The 17959-nt window shown below is 70.5% G+C and carries 17 protein-coding genes; 8 read left to right on the top strand and 9 right to left on the bottom strand.

What is annotated here, in order from left to right; genetic code table 11:
* Positions 1-29: 29 nt before the first annotated feature.
* The 3 genes from A3Q37_RS28160 to A3Q37_RS28150 are packed head-to-tail and all read left to right on the top strand — an operon-like array spanning position 30 to position 3436.
* Positions 30-1037, top strand: coding sequence for a carbohydrate ABC transporter permease (locus A3Q37_RS28160; RefSeq protein ID WP_065488571.1), 1008 nt, complete (start codon positions 30-32; stop codon positions 1035-1037).
* A complete protein-coding gene (locus A3Q37_RS28155; protein WP_065488570.1) occupies positions 1034-1897 on the top strand; it encodes a carbohydrate ABC transporter permease in 864 nt (287 codons plus the stop codon). Before A3Q37_RS28160 ends, A3Q37_RS28155 begins: the two co-directional genes overlap by 4 nt.
* A gap of 9 nt (positions 1898-1906) precedes the next feature.
* Positions 1907-3436 carry a glycoside hydrolase family 3 protein gene (locus A3Q37_RS28150; protein ID WP_065488567.1) on the top strand — a complete coding sequence of 510 codons (1530 nt, stop codon included), beginning with the start codon at positions 1907-1909 and terminating at the stop codon, positions 3434-3436.
* 386 nt (positions 3437-3822) lie between these two features.
* On the opposite strand, the gene nagB is transcribed toward A3Q37_RS28150, so the two are convergent.
* Complete coding sequence (gene nagB / locus A3Q37_RS28145; protein WP_032778839.1) at positions 3823-4608, bottom strand: glucosamine-6-phosphate deaminase; 786 nt, start codon at positions 4606-4608, stop codon at positions 3823-3825.
* A 258-nt stretch (positions 4609-4866) separates the two neighbouring features.
* On the opposite strand from nagB, the gene A3Q37_RS28140 reads away from it, so the two are divergent.
* A complete protein-coding gene (locus A3Q37_RS28140) occupies positions 4867-5949 on the top strand; it encodes an SIS domain-containing protein (RefSeq protein ID WP_065488560.1) in 1083 nt (360 codons plus the stop codon).
* A gap of 369 nt (positions 5950-6318) precedes the next feature.
* Positions 6319-7785 (top strand): sensor histidine kinase, encoded by a 1467-nt coding sequence (locus tag A3Q37_RS28135; RefSeq protein WP_065488558.1) that lies wholly within the window; start codon positions 6319-6321, stop codon positions 7783-7785.
* A 183-nt stretch (positions 7786-7968) separates the two neighbouring features.
* Here the strand turns inward: A3Q37_RS28135 and A3Q37_RS28130 are convergent, their stop codons facing one another.
* Complete coding sequence (locus tag A3Q37_RS28130; protein WP_003953983.1) at positions 7969-8226, bottom strand: WhiB family transcriptional regulator; 258 nt, start codon at positions 8224-8226, stop codon at positions 7969-7971.
* A 320-nt stretch (positions 8227-8546) separates the two neighbouring features.
* Positions 8547-9515, bottom strand: a complete 969-nt coding sequence (locus A3Q37_RS28125; RefSeq protein WP_065488556.1) for a diacylglycerol kinase family protein — start codon at positions 9513-9515, stop codon at positions 8547-8549.
* A gap of 165 nt (positions 9516-9680) precedes the next feature.
* Between A3Q37_RS28125 and A3Q37_RS28120 the strand changes: the two genes are divergently transcribed.
* Complete coding sequence (locus tag A3Q37_RS28120; protein WP_065488554.1) at positions 9681-10130, top strand: hypothetical protein; 450 nt, start codon at positions 9681-9683, stop codon at positions 10128-10130.
* A 36-nt stretch (positions 10131-10166) separates the two neighbouring features.
* On the opposite strand, the gene A3Q37_RS28115 is transcribed toward A3Q37_RS28120, so the two are convergent.
* From A3Q37_RS28115 to A3Q37_RS28105, 3 genes are all read right to left on the bottom strand, one after another.
* Positions 10167-11096 (bottom strand): RNA polymerase sigma factor SigF, encoded by a 930-nt coding sequence (locus tag A3Q37_RS28115; RefSeq protein ID WP_065488552.1) that lies wholly within the window; start codon positions 11094-11096, stop codon positions 10167-10169.
* Between the two features lie 23 nt (positions 11097-11119).
* Positions 11120-11533, bottom strand: coding sequence for an anti-sigma regulatory factor (locus A3Q37_RS28110; protein ID WP_003966375.1), 414 nt, complete (start codon positions 11531-11533; stop codon positions 11120-11122).
* Between the two features lie 232 nt (positions 11534-11765).
* A complete protein-coding gene (locus tag A3Q37_RS28105) occupies positions 11766-12026 on the bottom strand; it encodes a UBP-type zinc finger domain-containing protein (protein ID WP_065488550.1) in 261 nt (86 codons plus the stop codon).
* 34 nt (positions 12027-12060) lie between these two features.
* Here A3Q37_RS28105 and A3Q37_RS28100 point away from each other — a divergent pair, with 34 nt between their 5' ends.
* Complete coding sequence (locus A3Q37_RS28100) at positions 12061-13662, top strand: Na+/H+ antiporter (RefSeq protein WP_065488548.1); 1602 nt, start codon at positions 12061-12063, stop codon at positions 13660-13662.
* Here A3Q37_RS28100 and A3Q37_RS28095 read toward each other — a convergent pair.
* The 3 genes from A3Q37_RS28095 to A3Q37_RS28085 all read right to left on the bottom strand — a co-directional run bounded on the left by A3Q37_RS28095 (position 13638) and on the right by A3Q37_RS28085 (position 16344).
* Positions 13638-14564 (bottom strand): 1-aminocyclopropane-1-carboxylate deaminase/D-cysteine desulfhydrase, encoded by a 927-nt coding sequence (locus A3Q37_RS28095; protein WP_065488545.1) that lies wholly within the window; start codon positions 14562-14564, stop codon positions 13638-13640. The two genes, A3Q37_RS28100 and A3Q37_RS28095, sit on opposite strands and share 25 nt — an antisense overlap.
* 37 nt (positions 14565-14601) lie before the next feature.
* A complete protein-coding gene (locus tag A3Q37_RS28090) occupies positions 14602-15798 on the bottom strand; it encodes a globin domain-containing protein (RefSeq protein WP_065488543.1) in 1197 nt (398 codons plus the stop codon).
* Positions 15799-15897: 99 nt separating this feature from the next.
* Positions 15898-16344, bottom strand: coding sequence for an Rrf2 family transcriptional regulator (locus tag A3Q37_RS28085; protein WP_065488541.1), 447 nt, complete (start codon positions 16342-16344; stop codon positions 15898-15900).
* Positions 16345-16519: 175 nt separating this feature from the next.
* Here A3Q37_RS28085 and A3Q37_RS28080 point away from each other — a divergent pair, with 175 nt between their 5' ends.
* On the top strand, positions 16520-17926 hold the full coding sequence (locus A3Q37_RS28080) for a family 2B encapsulin nanocompartment shell protein (RefSeq protein ID WP_065488539.1): 1407 nt from the start codon (positions 16520-16522) through the stop codon (positions 17924-17926).
* Positions 17927-17959: the final 33 nt, after the last annotated feature.

The raw sequence follows: 17959 nt of genomic DNA, 5'->3' as shown, positions 1-17959 counted from the left end.
CCCCGGACCCGCGATGGAAGGTCAGCCACGTGTCTGCCGCTGATACCAAGGCCGCCGGGCCGCCGGTCCCCGTACCACCCGACCCGCAGGCGGTCGGCACGTCGTCCCACGACGACGATGCGCCCCGGGTACAGAAGAGGAAGCGGAAGAAGGGTGAACTCCTCCCCTACTTCCTGATCCTCCCGGCGATCGTGGCGATCGCCGCCGTCTATCTCTATCCCCTCGGCAAGACGGTCGTCATGTCCTTCCAGGACATGGGCCGCCGCGAGCTGTGGACCGGCGATCCCGCCCCCTGGGTCGGCTTCGAGCAGTTCACCAACATCCTCGGCGACTCCGAGTTCTGGTGGGTCACCTTCCGCACGGTCGTTTTCATGGCCGTCTGCGTGACCCTGACGATGGGCATCGGCCTGCTGGTCGCCCTGCTCATGCGCAAGCTCTCCACCTGGGTCCGGCTGGTGCTCACCGCCTGCCTCATCGCCGCCTGGTCGATGCCGCTGATGGTCGCCGCCTCGATCTTCCGCTTCATGGCCGACTCCGACTACGGCCTGATCAACACCCTGATCGCCAAGGTCGTGGGCGAGGACTGGCTCGGACACAACTGGTACCTCAACCCCGTCCAGGGCTTCGGCATCATCACGCTGCTGGTCGTCTGGGGCGCCATCCCGTTCGTCGTCGTCACCCTGTACGCCGCCCTCACCCAGGTCCCCCAGGAACTGGAGGAGGCCGCCGCCCTCGACGGCGCCAGCGCGTACGGCATCTACAAGTTCGTCACCTGGCCGGTCATCAAGCCGGTCTTCACCATGGTCGCCACCCTCTCGGTGATCTGGGACTTCAACGTCTTCGGCCAGATCTGGCTGTTGCGCGGCAACAAGCCCGAGCCGGAGTACGAGACCCTCGGCCTCTACTCCTACTCCAAGGCGTTCGAGTCCACCTCCTTCAGCCAGGGCTCCGCCATCGCTCTGATCACGGTGCTGCTGCTGTCCGGCGTGGCCGTGTACTACCTGCGCCAGCTCATGAAGACGGGAGAGGTCGAATGAGCAGCACGACCGAGACGACACCGGCGCTGCGGCCCGACCGCAAGAAGACCCGGCTCCACCTCGACATCATCGGCCTCGGTATCGCCCTGGTCATGGTCTTCCCGGTCTACTGGCTGGTCATCAGCGCCCTGCGGCCCAACCACGAGATCCGCAGTTACGACCAGACCCTGTGGCCCACGTCGATCACCTTCGACAACTTCGTCCGGGCCACCGAGCAGCAGAACTTCGTCACCGCCATCCAGTCCAGCCTGATCGTCGCGGTCACCGCGGTGGTCGGCGGCATGATCATCGCGACGCTGGCGGCCCTGGCGATCGGCCGGTTCCGGTTCTTCGGCCGCAAGGCCCTGGTCCTGGTCATGATCCTGGTCCAGATGCTGCCGCCGACGGCGATGCTCATCCCCATCTACGCCCAGCTCAACGCGATGGGCGGCGTCGACGAGTACTGGGGCCTGATCGTCGTCTACCTCGTCTCCACGCTGCCCTTCGCCACCATCATGATCCGCGGCTTCGTCGTGAACATCCCGGTGGAGCTGGAGGAGTCCGCGATGGTGGACGGCTGCACCCGCTTCCAGGCCTTCCGCCGGGTGATCTTCCCGCTGCTCGCCCCCGGGCTCGCCGCCGCGTCGATCTTCGCCCTGGTGAACGCGTGGAACGAGTACCTCTTCGCGTACATCCTGATCAACGACAACTCCAAGTACACGCTGAACGTCTGGCTGATGACGTTCACGACCGAGCGCGGAACGGACTACGGCGCCCTCATGGCCGCATCGACCATGATCGCCCTCCCCGTCGTCGTGTTCTTCATGATCATCCAGAAGAAGATGGCCGCAGGCCTCACTTCCGGCGCCGTGAAGGGATAGTGCGGGCCCATGACCACCCTCGTCTCCACCACGGACACGGTGACGCGCGACGCGCTCGCCGTGCTCCAGCCCGGATTCACCGGGACCACCGCACCGGACTGGCTGCTGCGCCGCGTCGGTGAGGGCCTCGCCTCCGTGGGCCTGTTCGGGCGCAACATCACCTCGCCCGAGCAGCTCACCGCGCTGACCGAGCGGCTGCGCGCCGAGCGGGACGACGTCCTCGTCGCCATCGACGAGGAGGGCGGCGACGTGACCCGCCTGGAGGTCACGCACGGCTCCTCGTTCCCGGGCAACTTCGCGCTCGGCTCGGTGGACGACGTCCACCTCACCCGGGCCGTCGCCCAGGAACTCGGCCGCCGGCTCGCCGAGTGCGGCGTCAACCTCAACTGGGCGCCGTCCGCCGACGTCAACTCCAACCCGGGCAACCCGGTCATCGGCGTACGCTCCTTCGGCGCCGACACCCGGCTGGCCGCCCGGCACACCGCCGCGTACATCGAGGGGCTCCAGGCCGCCGGCGTCGCCGCCTGCACCAAGCACTTCCCCGGACACGGCGACACCGCGGTCGACTCGCACCTCGCGATGCCCCGCATCGATGTGGACCTCGACACCTTGCACGCCCGTGAGCTGGTGCCCTTCCGGGCGGCCATCGCCGCGGGTTCCAAATCGGTGATGAGCGCGCATATCCTGCTTCCCGCACTCGATCCGGACCGCCCGGCGACCCTGAGCCCGCAGATCCTCACCGGTCTGCTGCGCCAGGAGCTGGGCTACGACGGCCTGATCGTCACGGACGCCGTGGAGATGGACGCCATCGCCGGTGCGTACGGCATCGAGCGCGGGTCCGTCCTCGCCCTCGCGGCGGGCGCCGACGCCATCTGTGTGGGCGGCGGCCTGGCCGACGAGGAGACGGTGCTGCGGCTGCGCGACGCCCTCGTCGCGGCCGTGCGCAGTGGGGAACTGACCGAGGAGCGGCTCGCCGACGCGGCCGCCCGAGTACGAGCCCTGGCGTCCTGGACGCAGAGGGTTCGGGGGGACATCCGGGAGTCGGGCGCGGCAGTGCAGGAGGGGACCGCGCCCGGCACCGGAGTCAGCTCCGACATCGGCCTGATCGCCGCCCGCCGCGCGGTCCGGGTGACCGGCACCGGCGACCGTCTCACCGGGGCGGCGTACGTGGCCTCGTTCGGCGCGGTGGCGAACATCGCGGTCGGCGACGAGACCCCCTGGGGCATCGCCGCCGAGCTGGACAGGATCCTGCCCGGCACCGACACGGACACCTACACCGAGGAGACCGCGGCCGTCGCGGACGCGATCCTGGCGGCGGCGGGGGAGCGGCGCATCGTCGCCGTGGTCCGCGACGAACACCGCCACGCCTGGATGGGCGCGGCCCTGGACACCCTGCTGGCGACCCGCCCGGACACGGTGGTGGTCGAGATGGGCCTGCCCCAGTCGGCCCCGAGGGGCGCCCTGCACGTGGCCACACACGGCGCGGCAAGGGTCTGCGGCCAGGCAGCAGCGGAAGCGCTGACCGGCACGAAGTCCTGACCTGACCGGGCCCGTCCGGGCCGACCAATTCCAGCCCGTCCGGCGACATCCCAGCCCGTCCGGCGTTTGAGGACAAGGCCTGAGCCCGAGGGCCCCGCAGCCAAGGCCCGGCCAATTCCAGCCCGTCCGCCGCTTGAGGACAAAGCCTGAGGCCCGGGGGCCCGCAGCCAAGGCCCCGGCCAAAATCAAGCCCGTCCGGCGCTTGAGGACAGAACCTGAGGCCCGGGGGCCCGCAGCCAAGGCCCCGGCCAAAATCAAGCCCGTCCGGCGATTGAGGACAGACCCTCCCGCCGGACGGGCCGCACAACACGGCAAAGGGCCGGGACACCGAACAACGGCGTCCCGGCCCTGCCCCGTACAGCATCAAGGGGCCGAGGGGCGAAGCCCTACAACCCCTGCCACCCCGGCTTCGCCGCATACGTGGCCCGGAAGTAATCCGCCAGCTTCAGCTTCGACGCCGCAGCCTCGTCCACCACCACCGTCGCATGCGGGTGCAGCTGGAGCGCCGACGCCGGCACGATCGAGGCGACCGGACCCTCCACCGTCTGCGCGACGGCCTCCGCCTTGCCCTCACCGGTGGCCAGCAGGATCGGATGCCGGGCATCCAGGATCGTCCCGATGCCCTGCGTGATCACATGGTGCGGCACCTGCTCGATGTCGTCGTCGAAGAAGCGCGCGTTGTCCACCCGCGTCTGCTCCGTCAGCGTCTTGATCCGGGTACGCGAGGCGAGCGAGGAGCACGGCTCGTTGAAGCCGATGTGCCCGTCCGTGCCGATGCCCAGCAGCTGGAGGTCGACGCCGCCCGCCTCCGCCAGCGCCCGGTCGTACGCCTCGCAGGCCGCCTGGACGTCCTCGGCCGCGCCGTCCGGGCCCATGAAGGACGCCTCGGAGAGCCCGAGCGGCTCGATGACCTCGCGCAGCACCACGGATCGGTACGACTCCGGGTGACCCGCGGGCAGCCCGACGTACTCGTCGAGCTGGCAGATCCGGGCGCGCGAGGCGTCGACCGCGCCGGAGGCGACCTTCGACGCGAGCGCGCGGTAGATGGGCAGCGGGGTCGAGCCGGTGGCAACGCCGAGCAGGGCGTCGGGCTTGCGGCGGAGCAGCGCGGCGATGGCCTCCGCGATCAGTTCGCCGCCTGCCGTGGCGTCCGGGACGATGACAACTTCCACGCTGTGCCTGCCGATCTGACTAGAGGAGGAGGTGGTATAGACCAATCAAACTCCAATTTAGCAGAATCGGGCAGCCGTACGGAGAACAGTCCACGAACCGGCGGCCCGCTGGCGGCCCACGGAATTGCCTGGTCGACTTGTCCGGTACGTACGAACACCTACGTACGACGACACCTACGTACGGCGACACCGCAATACGTACGGCGACACCGCACACATGCGGCGACACCGCAGCCGACAGCGCAGGGAGGCCCCCACATGTCCGCCACCTTCCCGGTCGACCCGGGCGGCCGGGGCGACGAGCCCGGACGCATCATGTCCGGCGAGATGGCCGAGCAGCCCGCGATGCTGCGCCGCATCCTCGACCGGGGCGCGCCCCGCATCCGCGAGGTGGCCGCCGAGATCGCCGCCCGCAAGCCCCGCTTCGTCCTGCTCACCGCGCGCGGCACCTCCGACAACGCGGCGCTCTACGCGAAGTACCTGCTGGAGATCCGCCTCGGCCTGCCCTGCGGCCTCGCCTCCATGTCCACCACGACGGCGTACGGGGCCAAGCCCGATCTGCGGGACGTCCTCGTGATCACCGTCAGCCAGTCGGGTGGCTCACCGGACCTGGTGGCCTCCACGAAGGCCGCCCGGGAGGCCGGGGCGGTCACGCTCGCCGTCACCAACAACCCGGACTCCGCGCTGGCGGCCGTCTCCGAGTACCACATCGACATCCTGGCCGGCCCGGAGAAGGCGCTCCCGGCCACCAAGACGTACACCGCGTCCCTGCTCTCCCTGTACCTCTTCGTGGAGGGCCTGGGCGGCCGCGACGGCATCGAGGCCGCCGCAGGCCTGCCCGACCTCGCGGGCGCGATCCTGGGCCGCCGGGCCGAGGTCAAGGCGCTCGCCTCCCGCTACCGCTTCGCCGAACGCATGGTGATCACCTCGCGCGGCTACGGCTACCCGACGGCCAAGGAAGCGGCCCTGAAGCTCATGGAGACCAGCTACATCCCCGCTCTCTCCTACTCCGGCGCGGATCTGCTGCACGGCCCGCTGGCGATGGTCGACAACATCTCCCCGGTGATCGCCGTGGTCACCGACGGCCGGGGCGGCGAGGCCCTCCAGCCGGTGCTGGACCGGCTGCGCGGCCGCGGCGCGGATCTCTTCGTGGTCGGCCCCAAGGCCCAGGTGGAGGCGGCGTCGGCCGGCTTCTCGCTGCCCACGGCGGGCGTCCCGGAGGAGGTGCAGCCGGTCCTGGAGATCCTGCCGCTCCAGATGCTGGCGTACGAGGTGACGATCGCCCGGGGCCAGGACCCCGACGCGCCCCGCGCCCTGGCAAAGGTCACCGAGACCCGCTGAGAACCGGAGGCGGCAGCGCCCCGAAAACACCCGCGGGCCGCGGCGCCGGGATGGGACCCTCAGCCCATCCGGCACCGCAGCCCGGAGCTACCTGGCCGGCGGTGTGCGGTGCCCCCGGCCACTGGAGGCACCGGCGCGGTCAGGGCAGAGAGCGCCGGGTGCCTCGGTCCACTCTCCTGTGCGGGGAGAGCGGAGGTCTTGATGAACATTGTGGACTAGACCAATACTCGTGTCCATCCGTGTGCACGACATTCTCGGGCCGGCCGCCCCGCCTGTCCATCGTCATACCTCCGTACACCTGCACGGCTCATCGGGCCGAGTGGTTCGAACGCCCGAGGTAACCCCAGGTACGCTCCACACGTGCCCTCCATGAACGACCTCGTCCGCCAGCACACCGCTCTGAGCGACACCGACCTCGAGTGGCTGCATCTGCTGGTCTCGGAGTGGCAGCTGCTCTCCGACCTGTCCTTCGCCGACCTCGTGCTGTGGGTGCCCACCCGCGACGGCACGCGGTACGTCTCCGTCGCCCAGATGCGCCCCAACACCGGGCCCACCTCCTACCAGGACGACATGGTCGGCCACCTGGTGCCGCGCGGCCGCCGCCCGCTGCTGGACGCGGCCCTGGACGAGGGCCGGATCGTGCGCGAGGGCGACCCGGAGTGGCGCGAGGAGGTGCCCGTACGGGTCGAGTCCATCCCCGTACGCCGTGACGGCCGGGTGCTCGGCGTCATCGCCCGCAACACCAACCTGCTCACCGTGCGTACCCCCTCCCGGCTGGAGCTCACCTACCTCCAGTCCGCCTCCGACCTGGCCCAGATGATCGCCGCCGGGTCCTTCCCCTTTCCCGGCCAGCAGGTCGACATGGACGCCTCCCCGCGCGTGGGCGACGGGCTGATCCGGCTCGACGCCGACGGGATCGTCCAGTACGCCAGCCCCAACGGCCTCTCCGCCTACCACCGTCTCGGCCTCGCCTCCGACCTGGTCGGCCACCACCTCGGCACCGTCACCGCCGAACTGGCCCCGTCGCGGGGGCCGGTGGACGAGGCCCTGGTCAAGGTGGCCAGCGGTTACGCGCCCCGCGAGTTCGAGGTGGAGTGCGCGGGCGGCGTGATCCAGCTCCGGGCCATCCCGCTCAAGCCCAAGGGCGTCCGGATCGGCTCCCTGGTCCTCCTGCGGGACGTCACCGAACTGCGCCGCCGCGAACGCGAGTTGATCACCAAGGACGCGACCATCCGGGAGATCCACCACCGGGTGAAGAACAACCTCCAGACGGTGGCCGCCCTGCTGCGCCTCCAGTCCCGCCGGATGGACTCCGAGCAGGGCCGCGAAGCCCTCAACGAGGCGGTCCGGCGCGTCGGTTCGATCGCCATCGTCCATGAGACGCTGTCCCAGAATCTGGACGAGCGGGTCGAGTTCGACGAGATCGCCGACCGGGTCATCGCGATGGTGTCGGAGATCTCCCCGGGCAAGGTGACCTGCCGGCGCACCGGACGCTTCGGCATTCTCGACGCCGAGGTCGCCACCCCGCTCTCCATGGTGCTGACCGAGGTGCTTCAGAACGCCCTGGAGCACGCCTTCACCCTGGCCGACCACGGCACGGTCGAGGTCTCGGCCGTGCGCGGCGGATCGCCCACCGAGGGGCGGTTGCTGATCACCGTCACCGACGACGGGCGCGGTCTGCCCGAGGGGTTCGACCCGAAGCAGGCCGGCAACCTCGGGCTCCAGATCGTACGGACGCTGGTGGAGGGGGAGTTGGGCGGCACGTTCGGCATGGTCCCGGCCCCCGGGCGCGGCACCCAGGTGGTGCTGGACCTCCCGGTGCAGGGTCTCAAGTAGCCGAGCGCGCCCCATGCCGGACGCACACAACAGAGCGGGCCCGGACCGTGGTGACGGTCCGGGCCCGCTCCGTGATGCTCACGTTGCGATGCGCTCCGGGGTACTGCGCGCTGCGACTCGAAGGCGGGGCTGTGCGTACGCTCTGTACGCGCCGCCGGGCTGAGGCTTTGTTGCGGGGGTCGCTCAGGCGCTGGCGTTACGCGCCCGGTTGCGAGCGGCGCGGCGCTTCATCGCGCGGCGCTCGTCCTCGCTGAGGCCACCCCAGACGCCGGAGTCCTGGCCGGACTCGAGCGCCCACTGCAAGCACTGCTCCATGACGGGGCAGCGGCGGCAGACAGCCTTGGCTTCCTCGATTTGCAGCAGCGCAGGACCGGTGTTGCCGATGGGGAAGAACAGCTCGGGGTCTTCCTCACGACAAACGGCGTTGTGACGCCAGTCCATGGCTGCTACCTCTCCTTGGTATTACACGTTTGTTGCTTGTGAATGTGAACGCTTTCACGAATCCCCCCGCAGATGACGGGCCGACCCCCAGATGGACTGGGTGTGGTCTGTGATGGTGAGGAGGGGTTCTGGCTCTCAGTGGAGGCCGGTGTTGCGGGCCGTCCCGATCGCCATGAAGAGATTCCCAAACCTCAGCGACGGATACAACCCCTTCTGGAAAGTTTTTTTTGATTCCTCGGTGTCGACTAGGTCACAGGCGCACTTCTTGGGGGTGGGACCCAGTCCAAACGTTCGAGTTAAAGGACTTTCGGCCCTTCCACTCACACAATCACACGCAGTGCACGGCGTACGCCTGTGAACGTCACGCTCGTACGCAGTCCCAGGTGGTCACCGTCCATCTGGAAGGGCAGTGGGACCTTTGAATGCAAGGTGAAGTCCGTGAGGTCATGCCGTGAAACGGCATGCTTCCCGCGCGGCCCCTTCTCGGGGCTCGAAGTGAGCAGCTGGGTGCCGTACAGGGCCACCGCCGGAGTGGACAGACGCTTCAGTCCGAGGACGTCCAGCGCGGTGTCGAAGGAGGCCTTCGGCGAGGCGTAGACCGGGCGATTGCCCAGGTAGGTCCAGGGGGCGGTGTTGCAGATTATGGAGAGCGCGAGGTCGGTCACCGGGTCCTGGCCGGGCACGTCGAGCGTGATCGTCCCGTGCCGGCGGTGGGCCTCGTTCAGGAACTGCCGCACCACCTGGCGTACGTACAGGGCGTGCGTCGAACGCTTGCCGCCCTCGCGTTTCTGTTCGACCCGGCCGACGACTCCGGCGTCGAACCCGAGTCCGGCACAGAAAGTGAACCAGCGTTCGGGAACGGACTCGTCCTCGGTGCCCGGGGTGCCGGCGGCCAGGCCCAGACCAACCGTGCGTTCGGTCCGGTTCTCCAGGGCGTCCAGGATCGCGCCGGTCGCCTCCACCGCGTCGTTCGGCAGCCCCAGGGCGCGCGCGAAGACATTCGTGGACCCGCCGGGGACCACGGCGAGCTTCGGGAGGCTGTCCACGTCCGGGCCCCGGTGCAGCAGCCCGTTCACGACCTCGTTCACCGTGCCGTCGCCGCCGAGGGCGACCACCAGATCGATGTCCTCGCTGTCCGCGGCCCGCCGCCCGAGATCCCGCGCGTGCCCCCGGTACTCCGTGGTCACCGCCTCCAGCTTCATCTCGCTGGCCAGCGCGTGGATGAGCACGTCACGGGTGCGGGCACTGGTGGTGGTAGCAGCTGGATTGACCACGAGGAGTGCGCGCATGACGGCCAGCCTACCTACCGGGCGGTTCGGGACCGAAGCCCCGGTTCACTACGCTCCAGGGCGGTGACGGAGCGTGACGGTCCGCCGCGGTCGACCGCCGAACGGGTGGGGCTCGCGCGCACCCCGGCTTCACTTCCGGGCCCCGGGGATGCCAACCTGAAAGGCGTGAGCACTCAGCAGACACCGTCCACGCCGTCGCCCGCCACCGCGGAGCGCCCGACCAGGATCACCGTCCTCGCCGGGGTCAACGCCCTCGAAGGCGTGGCCCTCGCCGTCGGCGGGATCTACCTGCTGATCATGGGGCTGCTCGGGAAGCTGGAGAGCACGCAGCAGGCGGAGACGGTCGGGATCACCCTGGTCGCGCTCGGCGCCATCCCGCTGATCGCCGCCCGCGGACTGCTGCTGCTGCGCAGCTGGAGCCGGGGGCCCGCGCTGATCACCCAGATCATGGCGCTGCCGGTGGCCTGGACGCTGCTGCGCTCGCAGGGCGCGCTGATCCCCACCGGGATCGTGCTCGCGGTGGTCGCCGTCACCGGCCTCGTGCTCGTCCTGAACCCGGCGACCACCCAGGACCTGGGCATCCGTCGGGGGCCGAGGCCGACCCCCGACGCCTGAGCCCTTCCGGACGCCTGAGCCCTTCCGCCGTACGCGTCACTCCTCGACGAGCAGCCGCTCGCGCAGCTGCGCCAGGGTGCGGGCCAGCAGCCGCGAGACGTGCATCTGCGAGATGCCGACCTCCTGGGCGATCTGCGACTGGGTCATGTTCCCGAAGAAGCGCAGCAGCAGGATCCGCTTCTCGCGCGGCGGCAGGTCCTCCAGGAGCGGCTTGAGCGACTCCCGGTACTCCACGCCCTCCAGCGCCTCGTCCTCCGAGCCCAGCGTGTCCGCCACGGCCGGCGACTCGTCGTCCGTGTCCGGCACGTCCAGCGAGAGCGTGCTGTACGCGTTGGCCGACTCCAGGCCCTCCAGCACCTCCTCCTCGGAGATGCCGAGCCGCTCGGCCAGCTCGTGCACGGTCGGCGAACGGCCGTGCTGCTGGGAGAGCTCCGCGGTGGCCGTGGTCAGCGAGAGTCGCAGCTCCTGGAGGCGACGCGGCACCCGCACCGCCCAGCCCTTGTCCCGGAAGTGGCGCTTGATCTCGCCGACCACCGTGGGAGTGGCGTACGTCGAGAACTCCACGCCCCGGTCCGGGTCGAACCGGTCCACGGACTTGATCAGCCCGATCGTGGCGACCTGCGTCAGATCGTCCAGCGGCTCGCCGCGATTGCGGAAACGGCGGGCCAGATGCTCCACCAGCGGCAGATGCATGCGCACCAGCCGGTTGCGCAGCTCGGCCTTCTCCGGCGAACCGTCGGGCAGCTCCCGCAGCTCGAAGAACAGGGCCCGGGCCCCGCTGCGGTCGTGTGGATCGTGGTGCCCGTGCTCGCTCATCTGGCCTGCCCGCTCTGCCTGCGACTGCTGCTCCACCGCGACGTCGAAGCCCTCGGGCCCGTCCGCTCCGTCCTCCGGATGCGGCCGGGCCTGCTGCTCCGGGATGCCTGCTGGGCGCACCACCCCGGATCGGATCGTCTCGTCCCGCACAGGACCGTCCCCGTTCCCGTCGCTCACGCCGGCCCGGGGCCCGCGCCGCGCTGTTTGTAGAGGCTGATGCTGACCGTACGGTCGTCCGCGACCGTGGAGTCGACCTTGCCGGCCAGTGCGGAGAGCACCGTCCAGGCGAAGGTGTCGCGCTCGGGCGCCCGGCCGTCGGTGGTGGGCGCCGACACCGTCACTTCGAGGGAGTCGTCGACGAGCCGGAAGACGCAGCTGAGGACGGAGCCCGGCACGGCCTGCTGGAGCAGGATCGCGCAGGCCTCGTCGACCGCGATGCGAAGATCCTCGATCTCGTCGAGAGTGAAGTCCAAACGCGCTGCGAGACCGGCCGTGGCCGTTCGCAGCACCGACAGGTAGGCACCCGCAGCGGGCAGCCGGACTTCTACGAAGTCCTGATTCCCGGGCTCGCCTGCGATCTGGGACACCCTCACCTCCAAGGTGGCACAAACTCTTTCGAGGTTCCGGGAAGGGTGGCCCGGAGCCATGCGGTCCGTCGACGGTTCTTCGGCTCGGCGACGTTATCGGATCCATGATGCCGTGTCGTACGGACCCCACACCGCGACCGTCACTCATGGTAAGCCCATGAGTACGGACAGTGGCTAGGGGTCTGCGGCGTCCAATTACGAAGAACCGGCGCCGCATTGACGTACCCAGACGTCAGACGATCGAACCGTCCTCGAAGCACCAGCGCCAGCTCTCGCCCGGCTCGAAGCTCCGCATCACGGGGTGACCGGTCGCCCGGAAGTGTCCGGTGGCGTGCCGCAGCGGCGACGAATCGCAGCAGCCGACGTGCCCGCAGGTCAGACAGAGCCGCAGCTGCACGGGGTGGGTGCCCGCCTCCAGGCACTCGGGACACGTGTCGCCGAGCGGCTCGGGCTCGGGGCGTGGCAGATCCGCTGTATGCGCGCACTCGCTCATGATGGGCAGGTTACGACGGATCGAGGACGGTGGGATGGACGCGCTGCCGCTGATCGCCCTGGTCGCCGTGAGTGCTGCGGTGGCCGGCGCGGCCCGCCGCACCCCGGTGCCCGCCCCGCTCGTGCTTGTGGCCGTGGGGCTCGTGGCCGGCTATCTGCCGGGCGTCCCGACGTACCACCTGGACGCCCATGTCGTCCTTCCGCTGCTGCTTCCGCCGTTGCTCCACACGGCGGCCCTGGACAGCTCCTACCTGGATCTGCGGGCCAACATCCGGCCGGTCGCCCTGCTGTCCGTGGGCTACACCCTCTTCGCGACCGTGGCGGTGGGCTGGCTGGCGTACCGGCTCGTCCCGGAGCTGCCGCTGACCGCCGCGCTGGTCCTGGGGGCGGTCGTCGCCCCGCCGGACGCCGTGACGGCCGCCGCGATCGCCCGCCGGGTCGGGCTGCCCGCCCGGGTGACCACGATCCTCCAGGGCGAGTCCCTGGTGAACGACGCCACGGCGATCACCGCGTTCCGGGTGGCGCTGGCCGCGGCGGTGGGGGAGGGGATGAGCTGGGGCGCCGGGATCGGCGAGTTCCTGCTCGCCGCGATCGGCGGGGTCGGCGTCGGGCTGCTGCTGATGGTGCCGCTGCACTGGCTGCGCACGCACCTCAAGGAAGCGCTCCTCCAGAACACGCTGTCCCTCCTGATCCCCTTCGTGGCGTACGCGGCGGCCGAACGGGTGCACGCCTCCGGTGTCCTCGCCGTGGTCGTCGTCGCCCTCTATCTGGGCCACCGCTCGTGGCAGGTCGACTTCGCCACCCGGCTCCAGGAAGCGGCCGTCTGGAAGATGGTGGCGTTCATCCTGGAGTCCACGGTGTTCGCGCTGATCGGTCTCCAGCTGCCGTTCGTCCTGAAGGAGCTCGGCCCGTTCGGCGTCGGGGAGGCCATCGGTTACGCGGCCGCGGTCTTCCTGGCCGTCGTCGTGGTCCGCTTCATCTGGGTCTACCCGGCCACCTATCTGCCCCGGTGGCTGTCCCGGCGGGTCCGGGAGCGCGAGCCCGGCACCGACTGGACCGCGCCGCTCATCGTGGGCTGGGCCGGGATGCGCGGGGTCGTCTCGCTCGCCGTCGCGTTCTCGATCCCGCTGGTCGCACAGGACGGCGAACCGTTCCCGGCCCGCAGCCTGGTGCTGTTCCTGACCTTCACCACCGTCATCGGAACGCTGGTGATCCAGGGCCTGACCCTGCCCGTGCTCGTCCGCGTACTGAAGCTGCCGGGCCCCGATCCGCAGGCCGTCACGCTCGTCGAGGCGCAGGCCCAGAGCGAGGCGTCCGAGGCGGCGGAGGCCCGGCTGCGGGAGCTGCTCGACGACCCGCGCAACAGCCTCCCGCCACCGCTGGCGGACCGGCTGCGCAGTGTGCTGGAGCGCCGCCGCAACGCCGTCTGGGAGCGGCTGGGCGCCGCCGACCCGGTCACCGGTGAATCGGCGGACGACACCTACCGGCGGCTGTCGCGGGAGATGATCGAGGCCGAGCGCGCGGTCTTCGTCCGGCTCCGGGACGAGCGGCGGATCGACGACGAGATGATGCGTACGCTGCTGCGCCGGCTGGACCTGGAGGAGGCGGCCGCCTACCGGGAGACGGACGACTCCTGAAGCGGCGCGTCCGGGGCGCCAGTGATCACGGCGGCCACCCGGGTACCCGGCACGAACGCCCCCTCGCCGGCCAGCGTGGTCAGCGCGAACAGCAGCTTGGCGACGTAGACGCGCTCCACGGGCAGCCCGTGCCGGTCCTCGAAGCCGTCGGCGAAGGCGTCCAGCTCCGGGGCCGTACGGGCGTAGCCGCCGAAGGCGAAGCGCTCCTCCAGCGACCAGTCCCCGGCCGGCCCGCCGAACGCCTCGCGCTGGAGCCGCGCCACCTCCCCGGCCAGGAAGCCGCCGCCGACCACCGGAACGCCCAGCGCCCGCTGCCCGGGACCCAGCCCGGCGGCAAGTCCGGCCAGGGTCCCGCCGGTCCCACAGGCCACAGCCGCCACATCGACCTCACCGGCCAACTCGCGCCCCAGCGTCGTACAGCCTTGTGCGGCCAGGGCGTTGCTGCCGCCCTCCGGGATGACCACCACGTCCCCGAAGCGGCTCAGCAGCCCCGCCAGGACCTCGGGGGAGGCTTTCGCCCGGTACGTCGTACGGTCCACGAAGTGCAGCCGCATCCCGTCGGCCGCGCACCGGGCCAGCGAGGGGTTGAGCGGCCGGTGTGCCAGCTCGTCGCCACGCACGACCCCGACGGTCCCGAACCCCAGCAGCCGCCCGGCCGCCGCAGTGGCCCGGAGATGGTTGGAGTACGCACCCCCGAACGTGAGCACGGCGCGCCCGGCGGCGGCCTCCAGATTGAGGGCGAGTTTGCGCCACTTGTTGCCCGGCAGATCGGGATGGATCAGATCGTCCCGCTTGAGAAGCAGCCGCACCCCGCGGCGCGCGAAGTGCTCGTCCCGGACCTCCTGCAAGGGGGAGGGGAGCCGGGGGTGGAGGAGGGCGTCGAGGCGGGGCGGGCTGGTCACTTGCCCATTGTGGCCCGCCCGCCGTGTCCGCGGCGTTTCAGGAAGCGGCCAGCCAGAGGTCCGGGCCGAACACCTCGTAGTGGATGTCGGCCGGCCGGACCCCCGCGTCCAGCAGCTGGGCCCTGACGGCCCGCATGAAGGGGAGCGGGCCGCACAGATAGGCGTGCGTTCCCGGGCGTACGGTGATGCCGGCCAGGTCGACGAGGCCGGTGCGGTTCGCCGGCCGGCCCGCCTCCGGGGTCTCGTACCAGAAGTGCGCCTCGGCGTCCGGGAGCTTCTCCGTCAGCCGTACGTGGTCGGTGCGCAGGGCGTGGTCGGCCGGGGAGCGGTCGCCGTGCACGACGGTGACCGGGCCCTGGTGACCCTCCTGGGCGAGGTGTTCCAGCATCGACAGCATGGGGGTGCAGCCGATGCCCGCCGAGGCAAGGAGCAGCGGCGCGTCCAGGTGGTCGAGCACCAGGTCCCCGTAGGGGACCGAGACGCGCAGCAGGTCGCCCACGCGGATGTGCTCGTGCAGGTGGCGGGAGACCTCGCCGTCGGGCGAGCCCTGGCCGCGCACCCGCTTCACGGTGATCGACCGGAGCCGGGAGCCGGGTGCGCAGGAGAGGCTGTACTGACGTATCTGGCGCGCCCCGTCCGGGAGTTCGACCTGTACGGAGACATACTGGCCGGGCCGGAAGGCGGGCGCGGGCGTGTCCTGGGCGGGGCACAGCAGGAACGTGGCGACGTCCTCGGTCTCCTCCACCCGGGCGGTCACCTCCCACTCGTGCCAGACATCGCCCGCCAGGACGCCCTGCTGGGCGTAGAGGCGTTCCTCGACGGCGATCAGGGAGCCCGCCATCAGCCAGTAGACCTCGTCCCAGGCGGCGGCCACCTCCGGGGTGACCGCGTCGCCCAGGACGTCGGCGATGGCCGCGAACAGATGGGTGTGCACCACCTCGTACTGCTCCGGGGTCACCCCGAGCGAGGCGTGCTTGTGGGCGATCCGGTCCAGCATCACGTCGGGCCGGGTGCCGGGCTGCTCGACCAGCGCGGTCGCGAACGCGGCGATGGACCCGGCCAGGGCCCTGCGCTGGTCACCGGAAGCTTGGTTGCCCCGGTTGAACAGGTCCCGCAGCAGCTCGGGGTGGGCGGCGAACAGCTTCTCGTAGAAGAGGTCGGCGATGTCCCCGATGGCCGCGCCGACGACGGGAAGCGTGGCGCGGACGGTGGCGGTGGACCGGTCGGAGAGCATGAAGGCTCCTTATTATTGGAATGCTGGATGCGCATTTAAGGGCAGGGGTGAACTCGCCCGGGTGGGCCGGAGTGTTCGGTGGCTGGACCCCGGGGCGGGTCAGTCGGGCGGCGGGCCGCTGCCGATGCCGAGCAGGAGCGGGCCGGTGGGGGAGGCGACGAGGTCGGCGACGGTGATCGGGTCCAGCGCGGCGTAGAAGGCCTCCTGGGCTCCCCGCAGGGCCCCGCGCAGCCGGCAGGCGGAGCGGAGCGGGCAAGGTGTGTCGCCCTCGCACTCGACGACCTCCTCCGGCCCCTCCAGCTCCCGCACCAGCGGGCCGATCGACGCGGAACGGCCCGCCGAGGTCAGGGTGAGCCCGCCGCCCCGGCCGCGCCGGGCGTCGAGGAGGCCGAGATGCTGGAGCCGGGCGACGACCTTCGCGGCGTGCGTGTACGGGACCCGCATGGTGGCCGCCACCTCCCGGGTGGTCGGCGCTTCCGCCCCCTCGGCGACGGCCAGCCGCATGAGGACGCGGAGTGCCACGTCGGTGAATCTCGTCAGCCGCATGGGCTCAGCGTAGATAAGTTGCACGGGTGATGCAAATTATCGGGGTGGTCCGGTGACGGGCTCAACGTGCCCCACCTGAAGGTGGATTAGTCACACTCTTTTGTGTAATGGCGGTCCTCCTCTCCTGCTGAAAGTCTTTTCCTCGCAGGTCAGTCCATGATCGAGAGGACGTCAGATGTCCGTTGGTGAAGAGGTTCGCGACACGCAGGCGCCGCCGCAGCAGAGTCTGGGGACGGCAGCTGCGCGGAACCTCGCGACGACCACCAAATCCGCGCCGCAGATGCAGGAGATCACCTCGCGGTGGCTGCTGAAGATGCTGCCGTGGGTGCAGGTACAGGGCGGTACGTACCGGGTGAACCGTCGGCTCAGCTATTCGGTCGGTGACGGCCGGGTGACCTTCGTCCAGACCGGGGACCGGGTGGCCGTGATCCCCGCGGAGCTGGGCGAGCTGCCCGCTCTGCGCAATTTCGAGGACGAGGAGGTCCTCGCCGAGCTCGCCCGCAGGTGCGAGCAGCGGGACGTGGCCGCGGGGGAGGTGCTCGCCGCCTCGGGGGACGCGGCGGACCGGGTCTATCTGCTGGCGCACGGCAAGATCGAGAAGGTCGGATCCGGCCTCTACGGGGACGAGACGGAGCTCGGGGTCCTCGCCGACGGCGCGTACTTCGGCGACCAGAGCCTGGTCGACGGCGATGCCGTCTGGGAGTACACCGCCCGCGCGGTCACCCCGTGCACGCTCCTCACCCTGAGCCGGGCCGATGTGTACAACCTCGCGGAGCGCGCCGAATCCCTGCGGAGCCACCTCGCCGGACTGCTCTCCATCCCGCATCAGCGGACCAACCACTACGGCGAGGCGGCGATCGACCTCTCCGCCGGCCATGTCGGCGAGGCGGTCGTCCCGCACACCTTCGTCGACTACGACGCGGCGCCCCGCGAGTACGAACTGAGCGTCGCCCAGACCGTGCTGAAGGTCCACAGCAGGGTCGCCGACCTCTACAACCAGCCGATGAACCAGACCGAGCAGCAGTTGCGGCTCACGGTCGAGGCGCTGCGCGAGCGCCAGGAGCACGAGCTGATCAACAACAGGGAGTTCGGCCTTCTCAACAACTGCGACTACGGGCAGCGGCTCCAGCCGCACGACGGGGTGCCCAGCCCGGACGACATGGACGAACTGCTCTCGCGCCGCCGCGGATCGAAGCTCTTCCTCGCCCACCCGAAGGCCATCGCCGCCTTCGGCCGTGAGTGCAACCGGCGCGGACTCGTCCCGGAGAGCGTCGACATCGGCGGCCACCACGTGCCCGCCTGGCGCGGGGTGCCGATCTTCCCGTCCAACAAGATCCCCGTCACCGACGCCCGCACCACCTCCATCATCTGCATGAGGACCGGCGAGGCCGAACAGGGAGTCATCGGCCTCCAGCAGACCGGCATCCCCGACGAGATCGAACCGAGCCTCTCGGTCCGCTTCATGGGGATCGACGAGCAGGCGATCATCTCCTACCTCGTGACGGCGTACTACTCCGCCGCCATTCTGGTACCGGACGCCCTCGGAGTGCTGGAGAACGTCGAGGTCAGCCGCTGGCGCTGATCCCGAGTCACCCCGGGGGTCCGGGCGGCAGCG

The sequence above is a fragment of the Streptomyces sp. PTY087I2 genome, assembly GCF_001687325.1.
Taxonomy (GTDB): Bacteria; Actinomycetota; Actinomycetes; order Streptomycetales; family Streptomycetaceae; genus Streptomyces.
Note: the sequence above shows the minus strand (reverse complement) of the source record. Positions and strands in the feature narration are given on the sequence as shown.